This window comes from Streptomyces sp. NPDC045678, from assembly GCF_056432085.1.
Map to the genome: position 1 here is coordinate 429,641 of NZ_JBWKJS010000006.1, position 17,362 is coordinate 447,002.

At 70.9% G+C, this 17,362-nt stretch carries 16 protein-coding genes; 10 read left to right on the forward strand and 6 right to left on the reverse strand.

The genetic code is table 11. The annotated features are described in order from the left end of the window. Nucleotides 1–9: 9 nt before the first annotated feature. The 4 genes from AC07DO_RS23000 to AC07DO_RS23015 all read right to left on the reverse strand — a co-directional run bounded on the left by AC07DO_RS23000 (nt 10) and on the right by AC07DO_RS23015 (nt 3,614). Nucleotides 10–333: a DMT family transporter gene (locus tag AC07DO_RS23000; protein WP_150172050.1), complete on the reverse strand. Its 324-nt coding sequence runs from the start codon at nt 331–333 to the stop codon at nt 10–12. A gap of 151 nt (nt 334–484) precedes the next feature. Next, entirely contained in the window at nt 485–1,495 is a 1,011-nt protein-coding gene (rsgA, locus tag AC07DO_RS23005; protein WP_479062138.1) for a ribosome small subunit-dependent GTPase A, read from the reverse strand. A 17-nt stretch (nt 1,496–1,512) separates the two neighbouring features. Beyond that, a complete protein-coding gene (aroA, locus tag AC07DO_RS23010; RefSeq protein WP_479062139.1) occupies nt 1,513–2,859 on the reverse strand; it encodes a 3-phosphoshikimate 1-carboxyvinyltransferase in 1,347 nt (448 codons plus the stop codon). Between the two features lie 32 nt (nt 2,860–2,891). Further along, nucleotides 2,892–3,614 (reverse strand): M50 family metallopeptidase, encoded by a 723-nt coding sequence (locus AC07DO_RS23015; RefSeq protein ID WP_479062140.1) that lies wholly within the window; start codon nt 3,612–3,614, stop codon nt 2,892–2,894. Nucleotides 3,615–3,663: 49 nt separating this feature from the next. Here AC07DO_RS23015 and AC07DO_RS23020 point away from each other — a divergent pair, with 49 nt between their 5' ends. The 10 genes from AC07DO_RS23020 (at nt 3,664) to AC07DO_RS23065 (ending at nt 13,799) form a co-directional block, all read left to right on the forward strand. Then, nucleotides 3,664–4,482, forward strand: a complete 819-nt coding sequence (locus AC07DO_RS23020; RefSeq protein WP_479062141.1) for an SOS response-associated peptidase — start codon at nt 3,664–3,666, stop codon at nt 4,480–4,482. A 1-nt stretch (nt 4,483) separates the two neighbouring features. After that, on the forward strand, nt 4,484–5,137 hold the full coding sequence (locus tag AC07DO_RS23025; RefSeq protein ID WP_479062142.1) for an alpha/beta hydrolase family protein: 654 nt from the start codon (nt 4,484–4,486) through the stop codon (nt 5,135–5,137). 231 nt (nt 5,138–5,368) lie between these two features. Beyond that, nucleotides 5,369–6,052, forward strand: coding sequence for a sigma-70 family RNA polymerase sigma factor (locus AC07DO_RS23030; protein WP_055563701.1), 684 nt, complete (start codon nt 5,369–5,371; stop codon nt 6,050–6,052). Continuing rightward, nucleotides 6,049–6,360 carry a mycothiol system anti-sigma-R factor gene (rsrA, locus tag AC07DO_RS23035; RefSeq protein ID WP_150186125.1) on the forward strand — a complete coding sequence of 104 codons (312 nt, stop codon included), beginning with the start codon at nt 6,049–6,051 and terminating at the stop codon, nt 6,358–6,360. The genes AC07DO_RS23030 and rsrA overlap by 4 nt, the downstream gene beginning before the upstream one ends. Nucleotides 6,361–6,501: 141 nt before the next feature. Next, nucleotides 6,502–7,881 (forward strand): HD-GYP domain-containing protein, encoded by a 1,380-nt coding sequence (locus tag AC07DO_RS23040; RefSeq protein WP_479062144.1) that lies wholly within the window; start codon nt 6,502–6,504, stop codon nt 7,879–7,881. Continuing rightward, nucleotides 7,878–9,149: an HD-GYP domain-containing protein gene (locus tag AC07DO_RS23045; RefSeq protein ID WP_479062146.1), complete on the forward strand. Its 1,272-nt coding sequence runs from the start codon at nt 7,878–7,880 to the stop codon at nt 9,147–9,149. Before AC07DO_RS23040 ends, AC07DO_RS23045 begins: the two co-directional genes overlap by 4 nt. Before the next feature lie 148 nt (nt 9,150–9,297). After that, nucleotides 9,298–10,278 (forward strand): tetratricopeptide repeat protein, encoded by a 981-nt coding sequence (locus AC07DO_RS23050; protein ID WP_150216282.1) that lies wholly within the window; start codon nt 9,298–9,300, stop codon nt 10,276–10,278. 63 nt (nt 10,279–10,341) lie between these two features. Beyond that, nucleotides 10,342–10,998: a peptide deformylase gene (gene def / locus AC07DO_RS23055; RefSeq protein ID WP_479062147.1), complete on the forward strand. Its 657-nt coding sequence runs from the start codon at nt 10,342–10,344 to the stop codon at nt 10,996–10,998. A 396-nt stretch (nt 10,999–11,394) separates the two neighbouring features. After that, entirely contained in the window at nt 11,395–12,423 is a 1,029-nt protein-coding gene (locus AC07DO_RS23060; protein WP_479062148.1) for a terpene synthase family protein, read from the forward strand. Then, the gene (locus AC07DO_RS23065; protein ID WP_479062150.1) at nt 12,423–13,799 is read left to right on the forward strand and encodes a bifunctional albaflavenone monooxygenase/terpene synthase; all 1,377 of its coding nucleotides are present in this window, start codon (nt 12,423–12,425) and stop codon (nt 13,797–13,799) included. The genes AC07DO_RS23060 and AC07DO_RS23065 overlap by 1 nt, the downstream gene beginning before the upstream one ends. A gap of 78 nt (nt 13,800–13,877) precedes the next feature. Here the strand turns inward: AC07DO_RS23065 and AC07DO_RS23070 are convergent, their stop codons facing one another. Then, complete coding sequence (locus AC07DO_RS23070; RefSeq protein ID WP_479062151.1) at nt 13,878–14,900, reverse strand: ribonucleotide-diphosphate reductase subunit beta; 1,023 nt, start codon at nt 14,898–14,900, stop codon at nt 13,878–13,880. Next, nucleotides 14,900–17,317: a ribonucleoside-diphosphate reductase subunit alpha gene (locus tag AC07DO_RS23075; protein WP_479062153.1), complete on the reverse strand. Its 2,418-nt coding sequence runs from the start codon at nt 17,315–17,317 to the stop codon at nt 14,900–14,902. The genes AC07DO_RS23070 and AC07DO_RS23075 overlap by 1 nt, the downstream gene beginning before the upstream one ends. Nucleotides 17,318–17,362 lie beyond the last annotated feature (45 nt).

Here is a 17,362-nt window from a genome sequence, read left to right on the forward strand (position 1 = left end):
CGTACGCCGTCAGTGGGCCGAGCCCGACAGCTGAAGGCCGATCACGCCGATGATGACGAAGGAGATCGAGACGATCTTCAGCGTGGAGACCAGGTCACCGAGGAACACCATCCCGTAGATGGCCGTGCCCGCGGCACCGATGCCCGTCCAGACCGCGTACGCGGGACCCACGTCCAGCTTGCGCAGCGCGAGCGTCAGCAGACCGAAGCTGCCGAGGGCGAAGCAGGCGAACGCGATCGTGGGCCAGAGCCTGGTGAAACCGTGCGACAGCTTGAGACAGACCGCGAAGCCGGTCTCGAGGATCCCCGCGACGATGACCAGCAGCCACGCCATGTCCTTGCCTCCCGTAGTCGCCCGCGTCCCGAGGCCGCTTCGTCTGGCTTGAATCCGGCTTGGTGCGATTATGCATTTACCTTTGCCGTCCGCGGCGCAAACTCGTCGCGAAGCGTCCCGCAAACTCGTCGCGACGCATCCACCGAAGAGGTCAGTCGCCCTCGCGTCGCTCCCGAGCGGCGAGCAGCCTGCGCAGGGAGTAGAGGCGCGACGGATCCGCGTGCCCGTCGGCCACCCACGCGTCCAGGGCGCAGTCCTTCTCGTCGTGGCTGCAGCCGCGCGGGCACTCCACCGTCCCCGGCTCCAGATCGGGGAAGGCGAGGATGACGCGCGACGGGTCGACGTGGTTGAGGCCGAACGACCGCACGCCGGGAGTGTCGATCACCCAGCCGCCGGAGCCCTCCAGAGGGAGCGCGAGGGCGGAGGTGGTGGTGTGCCTGCCGCGGCCCGTGACCGCGTTGACGTGCCCCGTCGTCCGCCGCCGCGCCTCCGGGACCAGCGCGTTGACGAGTGTCGTCTTGCCGACCCCGGAGTGCCCCACGAAGGCGGTGACCTTGCCGTCGAGCAGCTCGTGGACGCGCGCGAGCTCCGCGCCGTCGGTGAACTCCTCACGGCTGGTGACGACATAGGGGATGTCGAGGGAGGCGTACGTCTCCAGGAGCTTGTCCGCGGACGCCAGGTCCGACTTGGTCAGCACGAGGATCGGCTCGAGACCCCCGTCGTACGCCGCCACGACGCACCGGTCGATCAGGCGCGGCCGCGGCTCGGGGTCGGCGAGGGCCGTGACGATGGCCAGCTGGTCGGCGTTGGCGACGACCACCCGCTCGTACGGGTCGTCGTCGTCGGCGGTGCGCCGCAGGACGGAGGTGCGCTCCGCGATCCGCACGATCCGCGCGAGCGTGTCCTTCTTGCCGGAGAGATCCCCGACGACCGCGACCCTGTCACCCACCACGGCGGCCTTGCGGCCCAGCTCGCGGGCCTTCATCGCCATCACGATCCGGTCGTCGACCAGGACGGTGAGCCGGCCGCGGTCGACGGTGAGGACCATGCCCTCGGCCGCGTCCTCGTGCTTGGGCCTGATGTGGGTGCGGGGGCGGTTGCCCTTGCGGTTGGGGCGGACGCGGATGTCGTCCTCGTCGGGGTTCTTGCCGTAGCGGCGCATGGTTCTCGATCCGCCCGTCAGTTCCCCAGCATCCCGGTCCAGAGGTCGGGGAAGTCCGGGAGCGTCTTCGCCGTCGTCGCGACGTTCTCGATCTGTACGCCGTCCACGGCGAGGCCGATGATCGCGCCCGCGGTCGCCATGCGGTGGTCGTCGTACGTGTGGAAGATGCCGCCGTGCAGCCTGCGCGGCTTGATGTGCAGGCCGTCGGCGGTCTCCGTGACCTCACCGCCGAGCTCGTTGATCTCCTTGGTGAGCGCGGCCAGGCGGTCCGTCTCGTGCAGACGCAGGTGGGCGACGCCACGCAGCGTCGAGGGGGAGTCCGCGAGGGCCGCGACCGCCGCGATGCCGGGGGTCAGCTCGCCGACCTCGCTGAGGTCCACGTCGATGCCGTGGACCGACCCGGAGCCGGTGAAGACCAGGCCCTGCTCGGTCAGCTCGCAGGAACCGCCCATCTCGGTGAAGATCTCGCGCAGCGCGTCACCGGGCTGCGTGGTGTGCGCGGGCCAGTCGGGGATCGTGACCGTGCCGCCGGTGATCAGGGCGGCGGCGAGGAACGGCTGCGCGTTCGACAGGTCGGGCTCGACGGTCAGGTCGCGGCCGAGCAGGGCGCCGGGGGTGACCCGCCACACGTTCGGCTCGCCGCCCGCCTCGGGGGTGTCGACCTGGGCGCCGACCGAGCGCAGCATGTCGACGGTCATCCGGATGTGCGGCATCGACGGCAGCGCGCCGCCCACATGCCGGACCTCCACACCCTGGTTGAAGCCCGGACCCGAGAGCAGCAGGGCGCTCACGAACTGCGAGGACGACGACGCGTCGATCTCGACCCGGCCGCCCTCGAGGGCGCCACAGCCGTGCACGGTCAGCGGCAGCGCGCCGGGCGTGCCCCGCGTGTCGTCGATGCGGGCACCGAGCACGCGCAGCGCGTCGATGACGCCGTGCAGGGGGCGCTCGTACGAACGGGGGTCGCCGTCGAAGTGGATGGGGCCGTCGGCGAGGGCGGCGACCGGCGGCAGGAAACGCATGACCGTGCCGGCGTTGCCGACGTCGACCGTGGCCGGGCCGTGCAGGCCCGAGGGGATCACGCGCCACGCCTCGCCGGTGCCGTCCTGACCTCCCGCGACGGCGGAGCTCGACGACACGGTCTCCTCGATGCCGACGCCCATCGCGCGCAGCGCGCCCGCCATCAGCAGGGTGTCCCTGGAGCGCAGCGGGCGGCGCAGCCAGCCCGGCTCGGCGGCCAGCGCGGCCAGGACCAACGCGCGGTTGGTGACCGATTTCGAACCGGGGACGTGGACCGTCGCGGTGACGGCTCCGCTTGCGTGCGGGGCGGGCCAGAGGGCGGTGTGCGCCGGGGTTTCGGTCATGCCCTCACTTTAGTGGCTGGCAGGGACACCGCTCAGACGTCAAGGAGCCAGCGGGCCCCGCCCATCAGGGAACAGAGCGACACGGCGTGGAAGAAGAAGAGCCACATGCCCGCCGGGACGTGCGTCAGCCGCGAGAGCTGGTCCGCGTCCGAGTCGCCCGCGCCCCCGCGCCTGCGCATGGACTGCAGCTCGAAGGCGGGACGTACGCCTCCCAGGAGCAGGAACCACACCACCGCGTACGCGAAGGCCGCCTGCACGTCTGTGTTCGCCAGCCAGGAGACGACCAGGAACGTGCCGCCGGTGAGGATCACCGTCAGGGCGCCGTACGCGTTGCGGATCATCACCAACATCACGACGAGCAGGGCCGTCGCGATCCACAGGAACGCCGTGATGCGTCCCGAGTCGAGCAGCGCCGCGCCGCCCAGGCCGAGCAGCGGGGGAGCGGTATAGCCGGCGGCCGCGGTGAGGATCATGCCGAGGCCGGTGGGCTCTCCGTGCGAGACGGTCAGGCCCGAGGTGTCCGAGTGCAGCCGGATGCCGTCGAGGCGGCGCCCGGTGAGCAGGGCGACCAGGCCGTGGCCGCCCTCGTGCGCGATGGTGATGGCGTTGCGGGCAACGCGCCATACGGTGCGCTGGACCACGACCGCCAGGGCGACGACTCCTGCCGCGATCACCAGCCACTGCTCGGGCGCGGCCTGTGTGCCGAAGACGCGGTCCCAGAGGTCGGTCAGACTGGCGTTGGCGGTGCTTTCCATTACTGGGACGGCTCCCTCAGGTCGTACGCGGTCTGGCAGTCTGGCACGTATGTGCGGACGGTTTGCATCCAGTCGTAGGCCCGAGGATCTCGCGGCGACCTTCGAGGTGGAGAAGTGGGAGGAGCCCCAGGAGGAGTTCGCCCCCGACTTCAACGTGGCGCCCACGAAGGAGGTCTACGCGGTCCTCGACCGCCCCCTGAAAGACGCCGACGACCCGCGTCCGGTTCGCCAGCTCCGCACATTGAAGTGGGGCCTCGTCCCCTCCTGGTCCAAGACGCCCGAGGGCGGCGCGCGGATGATCAACGCCCGCGCGGAGACCGTCCACGAGAAGCCCTCCTACAGGCGTGCCTTCACCTCCCGCCGCTGCGTCATCCCGGCCGACGGCTATTACGAGTGGGTGACCGCGCCCGAGGAGCGGCAGCTGGAGGTCGAGGGCAAGAAGAAGCGGCCGCGCAAGCAGCCCTACTTCGTGACGCCCGCCGACGGCTCGGTCTTCGCCATGGCGGGGCTCTACGAATTCTGGCGGGACAAGACCCTGCCCGACGAGCACCCCCTCGCCTGGTGGGTGACGTGCACGGTGATCACCACGGAGGCGGAGACCGCGCCCCTCGCCGCCGGCCCCGACGAGGGCCCGCGCTCGCTCGCGGACATCCACCCGCGCATGCCGCTCATGCTGACGCCGGACCGCTGGGACGCGTGGCTCGACCCGTCCCGCACGGACGTCGAGGACCTGCGCACCCTCCTGGAGCCGCCGCCGCACGGACTGATGCGGGCCTTCCCGGTGTCCACCGCCGTCAGCAACGTGCGCAACAACGGCCCGGAGCTGCTGAAGGAGCTGGACGGCCCCGAAGAGGGCACACTCTTCTGACGTGACCAAGGACGCACCGAAGAGCGAGCTCATCCCGACCGACGCCGGTGAGGCGCGCATCACCTGGCACCCGGCCCCCGCCGGGAGCGCCCGCCTGCTGCTGGCCGTCAGCCACGGCGCGGGCGGCGGCATCGAGGCCCGCGACCTCCAGGCCCTCGCCGCCGCACTGCCCGCGCACGGCGTGAGCGTCGCCCTCGTCGAGCAGCCCTGGCGCGTCGCGGGCAAGAAGCTCGCCCCCGCGCCGAAGACGCTGGACACGGGGTGGCGCGGCATCTGGCCCGCGCTGGAGAAGAAGGGGCTGCCGGTGATCTCGGGCGGCCGCAGCGCCGGTGCCCGCGTCGCCTGCCGCACCGCCACCGAACTGGGAGCCGCCGCCGTGCTCGCCCTCAGCTTCCCGCTGCACCCCCCGGGCAGGCCCGAGAAGTCCCGCGCCGGCGAACTGCTCGGCGCCGGTGTGCCCACCCTCGTCGTGCAGGGCGGCAACGACCCCTTCGGGAAGCCCGCCGAGTTCCCCGAAGGCACGTACGAACTGGTGGAGATCCCGTTCGGCGACCACGGATTCACCGTGCCCAAGCACGCCGACATCGGGCAGGACGAGGCAGTGAAGCGCATCACGGACGGAGTCACCCGCTGGGCGGGAATGCTGGAGGTGTGACCTCTGTTGTGGCGGACAGACGGCAAACGCCGTCGACAGCTGTTCGTACGAGAGGGAGTCCGCCGCATGGGTTCGACCATCTGCCCGAACCGCTCCAGCGCCGCTGACCTGGAGTGGACGGTGCTGAGCGCACCCAAAACCGCATCTATTCGGGCGGCGCGGGGTGCGGGTCGTCGTCTATCCTCCGATTCGAGTGGGGCTGCTTTCGGCCTCGCCACGTCGTTGGAGGAGGTGGGTCCGGTCACTGGGACCGACGCAGGGACCGAGCACGGCCAGGCGGAGCAGCCCCGAGAGAGTTCGGAGAAGTCCGAGACGGCCGCTGAGCGCACGGCCCGCTTCGAGCGGGACGCGCTGACGTTCCTCGACCAGATGTACTCGGCGGCGCTGCGCATGACGCGCAACCCGGCGGACGCGGAGGACCTGGTGCAGGAGACGTACGCGAAGGCGTACGCGTCGTTCCACCAGTTCCGCGAGGGCACGAACCTCAAGGCGTGGCTCTACCGCATCCTCACCAACACGTTCATCAACTCGTACCGCAAGAAGCAGCGCGAGCCCCAGCGCAGTGCCGCCGAGGAGATCGAGGACTGGCAGCTGGCACGCGCCGAGTCGCACATGTCCACCGGTCTGCGCTCGGCCGAGTCGCAGGCGCTGGACCACCTGCCCGACACGGACGTGAAGCGGGCGCTGCAGGCGATCCCCGAGGAATTCCGCATCGCCGTCTATCTGGCCGACGTAGAGGGCTTTGCGTACAAGGAGATCGCGGACATTATGGGGACACCCATCGGTACGGTGATGTCCCGACTGCACCGGGGCCGCCGCCAGCTGCGCGGCATGCTGGAGGACTACGCCCGTGAGCGCGGGCTCGTCCCGGCGGGTGCAGGGGAGTCGAACGGAACGAAAGGCTCGGGCTCATGAGCTGCGGAGAGCCGCACGAGACTGACTGCAGTGAAGTCCTGGACCATCTCTACGAGTTCCTCGACCACGAGATGCCGGACAGCGACTGCACCAAGTTCGAGACGCACTTCGAGGAGTGCTCTCCGTGCCTGGAGAAGTACGGCCTCGAGCAGGCGGTCAAGAAGCTGGTGAAGCGCTGCTGCGGTCAGGACGACGTCCCCGTCGACCTGCGGGCCAAGGTCATGGGCCGCATCGACCTCATCCGCTCCGGGCAGGCCGTGCCCGAGCAGGACATCACGCAGGACACCACGGCCCCGTCCGAGGCCTGAGCACTCGGAACCCCGCGCGGCCCGCTCTCCCCTCCCGTCACCCGAACCCTCCGTCACTCGAACGTGCTAATTAACGGCGGGCGGGTGCTGGCAGGGGGAGCGCCGTTCTAGTCTCCGGACCGGAACGGGGAGGAGAACTCCATGCGGTCGGTGCCGGTACGGGCCCGCGTCTACATCCTGTGCGTCGCCCTGGCCGGCGTGGCCTGCGCCGCGCCCGCCCCCGGCGCGCGCCCCTCCTGGCCCGCCGTCGCTCTCCTCGCCATCCTCTACGCAGGGTGCGAGCAGATCACCCGGTGCCGCGTCGTCGGCGGCCGCGTCCCGCGCGGGCTCGGCACCTTCTTCCCCGTACTGCTCGCCGGAGTGTTCCTGCTGCCGCCGTCCGCGGCCGCGCTCGTCGCCGTGCCCGGCGCGCTGTTCGCCCGGGTCGACCAGGAGCCCCGCTGGGTGCGCCGTCTCTGGCGCGCCTCTCAACTCGCCCTCGCCGCCTGGGTATCGGCGCGTGTGTACGCGGCGCTCGGCGGGCCCGCGGCCGGTGCCGGCCCCGACTTCCCGCATGTCCTCGGGCCCGCGGGCGCGGCCGTGCTGGCCTTCTCCGCCGTGCTCACCGTGCTGGACGGCGGCGTCCTCGTGACCGCCGAACGCGTCCCCGCGCGGACCGCCTGGCGGGGCCTCTTCCTGCGCTCGCTCGCGCCCGTCACCGTGCACGGGCTCGCCGGCCTGATGATGGCGGTGCTCTGGACCAGTCCGTACGGCCCCGCGGCCGCACTCCTCGTGCTCCTGCCGATGGGCGTCTCCTGCTGGGCCTTCGCGCAGTACCACCGCGAGCGCGCCGCCCACCAGGCCACCATCCGGGCGCTCGTGCAGGCCGTCGACCTCAAGGACAAGTACACCCGCGGGCACAGCGAGCGCGTCGGCCGCGCCTCCGTGCTGATCGCGCGCGAACTGGGCATGGACGACGACCGCGTCGAGGTCCTCCGGTTCGCCGGGATCCTGCACGACGTCGGCAAACTCGGCGTCCCCACCCGGCTGTTGCGCAAGGACGGACCGCTGACGCCCGAGGAGCGGCGCATCATCGAGCTCCATCCCGAGTACGGCCACGAGATGGTGCGCGGCATCGGGTTCCTGGGCGAGGCGCGCGCCGCGATCCTCCACCACCACGAGCGCATGGACGGTGGCGGCTATCCCTACGGCCTCACCGGGCCGCAGATCCCCGAGTGCGCGCGGGTGGTCGCGGTCGCCGACGCCTTCGACGCCATGACGTCCACCCGCTCCTACCGGCGGGCCAGGCCCGTCGAGGCGGCCGTGGCCGAGCTCAACCGGTGCGCGGGCGCGCACTTCGACCCCGTGATGGTCGGGGCGCTCACGCGCGCCCTCGACCGGTACGGATGGCACCCCGAGGTCACGGCCGACGTGCCGGAGCAGGGCGGGCCGGAGCAGGGCACACCGGGGCAGGGCGCGCCCGTGCCGCCTCACGTCCGGCCCGCTCCCGCGCCCGCCGCCGTGTGGCCGGGGGCCCGGTGAGGCCGCCCTCGCGGCTGCCGGGCGCGGTCGCCTGCCTGGCCGGCCTGCTCGCCTGCGCCTCCCTCGTCTGGACCCTCTGGCACGGCATCGCCGAAGGCCGGGCCGCCCTCGCCTTCGGCGTCCTGATAGCCCTCGGCGAGCTGACCCGGTGGGGGAGCGGAGGGGACAGGGAGCCCGCCCCGCTCGGCGCCGCGGGGGCCCTCGCGTACGCCCTGCTCGGCGAGAACGCCGGACACGCCACGCACCACGGAGTGCTGCAGGTGCTCGCCGTGGTCGTCGCGGCCGCCCTCGTGGGCGCGGTGCCGAACGTGGCGCTCGGCCGCGGCCCCACGCTCGACCGGATGGCGCGCCGCGTGCTGACCGTCGGGTTCGCCGCCGCGTGCTTCCAACCCCTGTACAACGCGGGCAAGTTCGGTGAGTGGGTGGGGCACGGGCCGTACTTCGCGTTCGTCATCGTCGCCCTGCTCGTCCTCACCGCGCTCTGCGACGCCGTCCTCGGCGCCGTGACGGCGCACGCCCGCACCCGGTGGCCGTTCGGGCCGCTGCTGCGGGAGGAGCTGCGGGCGATGCTCGGCATCGGCTCCGCCGTCTGCGCGAGCGGCGCCGTGATGGCGCTCGCGGTGGCCGTGGCGGGGCTGTGGGCGCTGCCCGTCTTCAGCCTCCCCCTGCTGCTCACCCAGCTCTCCTTCCGGCGGTACGCGGCGGTGCGTGCGACCTACCGGCAGACCATCGCCTCCCTCGCCAGGGCCACCGAGATCGCCGGGTACACCCCGCAGGGCCACGCGCACCGCGTGGCCGGGCTCAGCCGGGCCGTCGGGCGTGACCTCGGTCTCTGCGAGTCGGACCTCACCGTCCTGGAGCACGCTGCACTCATGCACGACATCGGCCAGCTCTCCCTGGTCGACCCCGTCCCCGAGGGGGCCACCGCCGCCCTCCCGGAGGCGGAACAGCGCCGAATAGCCCTGCTCGGCGGCGCCGTCGTCCGGCAGACCGGGGTGGACGCCGCCGTCGCCGTCGTCGTGGAGCGGCAGGCCGACCCGTACCGCGAACAGCCGCTCACCGCGCGTATTGTGCGGACGGCGAACGCGTACGACGAGATGGCGCGGGGAGAAGGACCCTCAGGGGCGCTGGACGGCCCGCTCAAGGCCCTGGAGCGGCTCCGCCTGGCAACGGGCCACGACTACCAGCCGGAGGTCGTGGAGTCCCTGGCGCGCGTCCTGTCGAGGGACGGCCTCACCCATGGCCTTACCTCGCGCCGAGCTGGGTAACCCATGGGTAATGAGCGGCCGTCCGACCGTCCGTGGTTGGATGCGAAGACGACAGGAAATGGGGCGCACGGGGGTACGGCCCCCGACGCCGCGCCCCCACGACGAGCGACCTACGGAATACGTGGCAGGCGGGAATCAGGCGGGAATCGTGAGGATCTTCGGCAAGGGACGGCACCGGCCCTCCGCCTCATGGCGGCAGGCGACCGACCGCGCGTTCACGCTGATCGGCGACGGCCGGTACGAGGACGCGGGGGCACTGCTCACGCGTGCGGCGGATCTCGAACCCTGGCTGTCCGAGTCCTGGTTCAACCTGGCGCTGCTGCACAAGTTCCGGCACGACTGGGAGCAGGCGCGGGCCGCCGGGCTGCGCGCCGTCGCGCTCCTGGACCGTTCCGCGGGCGCCCCCGACTGGTGGAACGTCGGCATCGCGGCGACCGCGCTCCAGGACTGGCCCCTGGCCCGCCGCGCCTGGCAGGCGTACGGCCTGCGGGTGCCCGGCGGCGTGGCCGCCTCCGGCGAGCCGACGGGCATGGAGCTCGGCAGCGCGGCCGTGCGGCTCTCCCCGGAAGGGGAGGCCGAGGTCGTGTGGGGCCGCCGTCTCGACCCGGCCCGCATGGAGGTCCTGTCCATTCCGCTGCCGTCCTCCGGGCGCCGCTGGGGCGAGGTCGTGCTGCACGACGGCGTCCCGCACGGCGAGCGGACGACGGGCGACGGGCACTCGTACCCCGTCTTCGACGAGATCGAGCTGTGGGCGCCCTCACCGGTGCCGACCTGGGTGGTCCTCCTGGAGGCCGCCACCGAGGACGACAGGGACGCTTTGGAGCGGCTCGCGGCCGACGCCGGCTTCGCCGCGGAGGACTGGTCGTCGTCCGTGCGGCTGCTCTGCCGGATGTGCTCCGAGTCCCGCATGCCGAGCGACGAGGGCGACGGCGAGCACCTGGACCCGCACGACCACAGCGAGCCGGGCCACCCTGGCCCGCTCGGCCACCGCAGCCCTGGCGCGCTCTGGGTGCCGGAGCGCGAGTGCGGCCTGGCGGCGCCCGCGGGCCTGGTGCGCGGTCTCCTGGACGGCTGGGTGGCGGACAGTCCGGATTCCCGTGACTGGCGGGATCTCGAAGAGGTCTGCTGACACTTCGCCGTAGGCTGTACCGGCACAAACTCTTGAGGGTTTCAAGGAAGGCGTACGGCGGACATGGCGCAGGACACTGAGCAGCAGGCCATCGACGGGGACGGGGTGCTCCCCGTCGACGACGAGGGCTTCGTCATCGACACCGAGGACTGCGAGGAGCGGGAGACGGCCTACCGCGAGCGCGGCACGTCCCGGCCGATCACGGTCGTCGGCAACCCGGTGCTGCACAAGGAGTGCAAGGACGTCACGGCCTTCGACGACGAGCTGGCCAAGCTGATCGACGACATGTTCGCGACCCAGCGCGTCGCGCAGGGCGTGGGCGTGGCCGCCAACCAGGTCGGCGTCGACCTGAAGGTCTTCGTCTACGACTGCATGGATGACGAAGGCGTGCGCCACGTCGGTGTGATCTGCAACCCGGTGCTCCAGGACCTGCCCGCCGAGAAGCGCCGCCTCGACGACTCGGGCGAGGGCTGCCTCTCGGTCCCGACCGCGTACGCCCCGCTGGCCCGCCCGGACTACGCCGAGGTGACCGGCCAGGACGCGAAGGGCAACCCCATCAAGGTGCGCGGCACCGGCTACTTCGCGCGCTGCCTGCAGCACGAGACGGACCACCTGTACGGGTACCTGTACATCGACCGCCTCTCCAAGCGGGAGCGCAAGGACGCGCTTCGCCAGATGGAAGAAGGCACCCCGCGCTACCCCGTGGTGGACAACGGCTGACTCCCGCGGCGCCCGAGAGGCGCGGGAACCGCGTGACGCGAGCGGCCCCTGGTGCAGGAACTCCTTCCTGACCAGGGGCCGTTGGCGTACCCGCTCGCGTGTGCGAGCAAATCAAGCTGCCGGTGATCCATATTCAGTCACGTAAGGGGAGGTTCTCGGCACCCGGGGGTAGTGAATGGCGCAAATCTGTTCCCTGAACGGTCAGTTGTGGTGCTGAATGGAAAGCGCGGGGATACGCAACGGCGCGCGCCCGGTACGGCGGGAGGGGCGCGTGTCCTCAGGGCGGCTGAAAGGGGTTTGTTCGTGCGTGCATATTCCGGGAGCACTTCACCGACACATCCGCACACACGGCCACGTTCACCCGTGGTATCGGTACCGCGGGCACTGGCTGTTCCGATGATCGAAGCAGCGTTCCCTCGCCGTCTGCATCCGTATTGGCCAAAGCTTCAGGAGAAGTCCAGGACCTGGCTGCGCGAAATGCGGCTCATGCCCCCCGACAAGGTCGAGCGGTACGCGGACAGTCTCTGCTACACGGATCTGGTGGCGGGGTACTACATTGGGGCACCCGACGAGTTGCTGACCGCGATAGCGGACCTCAGCAGCTGGTTCTTCGCGTGGGACGACCGGCACGACAGAGACTCCGTGCACGGCAGGACGGTCCAGTGGCGGCAGCTCTGCCGGGGCCTGCACGGCACGCTCAACGAGCCCCGGCAGTACCGGCACCACAAGGATCCACTGGTCGCCGGCTTCGCGGACTGCGTGCTGCGTCTGTACGCGTTCCTCGGCCCCAGCTGGAACGCCAGGTTCGCCCGGCACTTCCACCCCGTGATCGACGCGTACGACCAGGAGTTCAGGAACCGGCGCTGCGGCACCGTGCCGACGGTTGAGACGTACATAGAGCTGCGCCGGCTCACGTTCGCGCACTGGGCGTGGATCGACCTCCTGGAACCCACGGCGCGGTACGAGCTGCCGGACCCGGTGCGCAAGCACCCCGCCTACCGGCGTGCGGCACGGGCGACCCAGGATTTCTCGGCCTGGTACAACGACCTGTGCTCCCTCCCGAAAGAACTCGCGGGGGACGAACTGCACAATCTCGGGATCAGCCTCATCCAGCACGAAGGAATGACGCTAGAAGAAGCGGTGCGGGAAGTGCACAGACGCGTCACTGAATGCGTCAAGGAATTCGTGGAAGCGGAGCGGGAAGTGCTGAAGTTCGCCGATGAATTGGCGGACGGCGATGACGGCGGCAGGGAACTCGCGGACGCGGTGAAATCATGCGTCTTCAACATGCGGAACTGGTTCTCGTCCGTCTACTGGTTCCATCACGAATCCGGTCGCTATCGGGTGGACAGCTGGGACGACAGGTCCATGCCCCCGTATGTGACGGAAGAAGCCATGGCGGAAAACGAACTGGTAGGTGAGTAATGAGCGTCGAATCCGCAATACCCGCTCCCCCCGCTTCGGGCCCCGGCCCGCTCCGCACCCCGCCCCTCGTTCGCGGCGGTGCCCCGCTCCTCGGTCACGCGTGGAACCTCGTGCGCGACCCGCTCGGCTTCCTCTCCGCACTGCGCGACCATGGCGATCTCGTCAGGATCAGGCTGGGACCCAGGACGGCGTACGTGGTGTGCGACCCGGAACTGGTCGGCGCCATGCTCAAGAACCCCGAGTACATCGTCGGCGGACCGCTCTGGGACACCCTGGAAGTGCTCCTCGGCAAGGGCGTGGCGACCAGCAACGGCAAGCTGCACCGACGCCAGCGCCGCATGATGCAACCGGCGTTCCGGCCCGAGCGGATCGCCGACTACGCCAAGGTGATGGAGGAGGAGGCCCGGGCCACGGCGGCCCGCTGGCAGCCGGGCGCCACCGTCGACGTGAGCGCCGAGATGTTCCGCACGGCCGTGCGCATCGTCTCGCGCTCGCTCCTGGAGGTCGACTCGATACGGGACAAGGCGGACCGGATCGCCGACTCGCTGCACACCGTCTTCGACGGGCTCTACCGCAGGATGGTGCTCTCGGTCGGCCCGCTCCACCGCGTGCCGACCCCCGCCAACCGGCGGTTCGAGAGCGCGCTCGCCGACCTGCACACGCTCGTCGACGAGATCATCGCGGAGCGCCGCGCCGCCGGCCCCGGCGCGCCGGACGACCTCCTCGCCGAATTGCTGCGGGCCACGGACGAAACCGGGAGGCCCATCGCCGACCAGGAGATCCACGACAACGTGGTTTCGCTCGTCGTGGCGGGTGCGGAGAATGTGGCGTCGACGCTGGCGTGGGCGTTCCATCTCCTGACCGAACACCCTGAGCAGGAAAGGCGGTTGGTTGAAGAGGTAAATGTCGTGGCGCCGGATCGCGCGATCACATTCGCCGATCTCAAGGACCTGCCGCACCTCCGCAATGTCGTCACCGAGGCGATGCGCATACGGCCGGCCGCCTGGATATTCACGCGCCGGTCCGTGGCCGAAACCGAACTGGGCGGCTTTTCGATTCCGGCGGACGCCGACATCGTCTACAGCGTGTACGCGATGCAGCGCGACCCGCGTTCCTTCGAGCGGAACCTCGACTTCGACCCCGACAGGTGGAATCCGGAACGGGCGGCCGACGTACCGGAGTTCGCGATGATGCCGTTCAGCGTCGGCAACAGGAAGTGCCCCGGCGACCACTTCAGCCTGGCAGAACTCGCCCTGATCCTCGGGACGGTGGCCCCCAAGTGGCGGCTCCGGCCCGTCGAGGAGACCGACGCCCGCACCCAGGTCGGCATCACGCTGCACCCCAAGCGGCTCGTCCTGCGGGCCACCCCGCGCTGACACACCAGGGCCACGCCAGGGGCACACCGAGGTGCCCGCCCCCGTCCGGCAGAACGGGAGCGGGCACCTCGGGCGCGTCTAGAACTCGTCGTCGAACGAGACCGAGCCCTCCACGGCGACCTGGTAGGCCGAGGGCCGCCGCTCGAAGAAGTTGGTCAGCTCCTGGACGCCCTGCAGCTCCATGAAGGAGAAGGGGTTCTCGGAGCCGTAGACCGGCGCGAAGCCGAGGCGCTGAAGACGCTGGTCGGCGACGCACTGCAGGTACTCGCGCATCGAGTCGGTGTTCATGCCGGGCAGGCCGTCGCCGCACAGGTCGCGGGCGAACTGCAGCTCGGCTTCCACGGCCTCCTTCAGCATGTCCGTGACCTGCTGCTGAAGCGCGTCGTCGAAGAGCTCGGGCTCCTCCTTGCGGACGGTGTCGACGACGTCGAAGGCGAAGCTCATGTGCATCGTCTCGTCGCGGAACACCCAGTTGGTGCCGGTGGCCAGGCCGTGCAGCAGGCCGCGGCTGCGGAACCAGTAGACATACGCGAAGGCACCGTAGAAGAAGAGCCCCTCGATGCACGCGGCGAAGCAGATGAGGTTGAGCAGGAAGCGGCGGCGGTCGGCCTGCGTCTCGAGACGCTCCAGCTTCTCGACCGAGTCCATCCACTTGAAGCAGAACTCGGCCTTCTCACGGATCGAGGGGATCTCCTCGACCGCGTCGAAGGCCGCCGCGCGGTCCTCCGGGTCGGGCAGATAGGTGTCGAGCAGCGTCAGATAGAACTGGACGTGCACGGCCTCCTCGAACAGCTGTCGGCTCAGGTACAGCCGCGCCTCGGGGGAGTTGATGTGCTTGTAGAGCGTCAGCACCAGGTTGTTGGAGACGATCGAGTCGCCGGTCGCGAAGAACGCGACGAGACGGCCGATCATGTGCTGCTCACCGGGGCTGAGCTTGGCGAGGTCCGCGACGTCGGAGTGGAGGTCGACCTCCTCGACGGTCCAGGTGTTCTTGATCGCGTCCCGGTAGCGCTCGTAGAAGTCGGGGTAGCGCATGGGGCGCAGGGTCAGCTCGAAGCCCGGGTCGAGGAGGTTCTTCTCGCTGTGGGTGGTGGAGCTCATTACTGGCAGGCCTCGCAGGACTCGGGGTTTTCCAGGGAGCAGGCGACGGCGTCTTCGGCCGTGGCCTGTGCGGGGACGGGAGTGGTGGCCGCGGCGTTAGAGCCGCCGGCGGCGCGGGCGATGCGCGTCGCGGGGCGCGAGCGCAGGTAGTACGTGGTCTTCAGGCCGCGCTGCCAGGCGTACGCGTACATCGAGGAGAGCTTGCCGATGGTCGGCGTCTCCAGGAAGAGATTGAGCGACTGTGCCTGGTCGAGGAACGGGGTGCGGTCGGCGGCCATGTCGATCAGACCGCGCTGCGGGAGCTCCCACGCCGTGCGGTACAGCGCGCGGACCTCCGCGGGGATCCAGTCGAATCCCTGCACCGAGCCGCTCGCCTCGCGCAGCGCCTCGCGGGTCTGCGCGTCCCACATCCCGAGCCGCTTCAGCTCCTCCACCAGATAGGCGTTGACCTGGAGGAACTCGCCGGACAGCGTCTCGCGCTTGAAGAGGTTGGAGACCTGCGGCTCGATGCACTCGTAGACGCCCGCGATGGACGCGATGGTGGCGGTCGGGGCGATGGCGAGCAGCAGCGAGTTGCGCATGCCGGTCGCGGCGATGCGCTCCCGCAGCGCCGCCCAGCGCTCGGGCCACGTCAGCTCGACGCCGTAGTGGTCGGGGTGCAGCACACCGCGCGCGGTGCGGGTCTTCTCCCAGGCGGGCAGCGGGCCACTGCGTTCGGCGAGGTCGGCGGAGGTCTCGTAGGCGGCGAGCATGATGCGCTCGGCGATGCGGGTGGAGAGCGCCCGCGCCTCGGGGGAGTCGAAGGGGAGCCTCAGCTGGAAGAAGACGTCCTGCAGGCCCATCGCGCCGAGGCCCACCGGGCGCCACCTGGCGTTGGAGCGGCCCGCCTGCTCGGTCGGGTAGAAGTTGATGTCGACGACGCGGTCGAGGAAGGTCACCGCGGTGCGGACGGTGGCGTCGAGGCGCTCCCAGTCGATGTCCTGCGCGGCCGGGTCGACGAACGCGCCGAGGTTGACCGAGCCGAGGTTGCAGACGGCCGTCTCCCCGTCGTCCGTCACCTCCAGGATCTCCGTGCACAGGTTGGAGGAGTGCACGGTGTGGCCGGGCTCCGCCGTCTGGTTGGCGGTGCGGTTGGCGGCGTCCTTGAAGGTCATCCAGCCGTTGCCGGTCTGCGCGAGGGTGCGCATCATGCGGCCGTACAGGTCCCGGGCCGACATCGTCTTCTTCGCGAGCCCGGCGGCCTCCGCCGTGCGGTACGCGGCGTCGAACGCGTCGCCCCACAGGTCGACGAGCTCGGGCACGTCGGAGGGCGAGAACAGCGACCACTGCTGGTCGGCGGCGACCCGGCGCATGAACTCGTCGGGGATCCAGTGCGCCAGGTTGAGGTTGTGCGTGCGGCGCGCGTCCTCACCGGTGTTGTCGCGCAGCTCCAGGAACTCCTCGATGTCGGAGTGCCAGGTCTCCAGGTAGACCGCGGCCGCGCCCTTGCGCCGCCCGCCCTGGTTCACGGCGGCGACCGAGGCATCCAGCGTCTTCAGGAACGGCACGATGCCGTTGGAGTGCCCGTTCGTGCCGCGGATCAGCGAACCGCGGGAGCGGATGCGGGAGTACGAGAGTCCGATGCCGCCGGCGTGCTTGGAGAGCCGCGCGACCTGGTGGTAGCGGTCGTAGATGGAGTCGAGCTCGTCCTGCGGGGAGTCGAGGAGGTAGCAGGACGACATCTGCGGGTGGCGGGTGCCGGAGTTGAAGAGCGTCGGCGAGGACGGCAGGTAGTCCAGGCGGCTCATCAGGCCGTACAGCGCGGCGACCTCGTCGACGGCGCGGGTGCTGCCCGTCTTCGTATCGGATGCGGTCTCCGCCAGGCCGCTCGCGACGCGCAGCATGAAGTGCTGCGGGGTCTCGATGACCTGGCGGGTGATGGGGTGGCGCAGCAGGTAGCGGCTGTGCAGGGTGCGCAGGCCGAAGTAGCCGAAGCGGAAGTCGGCGCCGTCGGCGAGCGCGGTCTCCACGAGCGCGTCGAGGCGAGCCGCGTGGGCGCCCACGAAGTCGGCGGTGCGGTCGGCGATCAGGCCCTCGCGGTGGCCGACGGCGATCGACTCGGTGAAGGAGCGCACGCCCTGGGAGGCGGCCTCGGCGGCGATGGAGAGCGTGAGCAGCCTGGCGGCGAGCTTCGAGTACGCCGGGTCCTCGGAGATGAGTCCCGCGGCCGCCTCGGTGGCGAGGGTCCGCAGCTCCGCCTCGTCGGCCCGGGCCGAACGGCCGCGCAGCGCGGCGGCGGCGACCCGGCCGGGGTCGGCGTCGGGGAGGTCGGCGGTGAGGTCGGTCAGGGTGCGCAGCAGCGCGGTCCCCGGCGCGTCGGTACCCTCGGCAGTCGGCGGTGACGGCGCTGACGCAGGTTCGGCAGGCGCGATGGTCACGTGGAGCTCTCCCTCGCTCGGCTCTGGGCCTGGGGGAGGGGATGG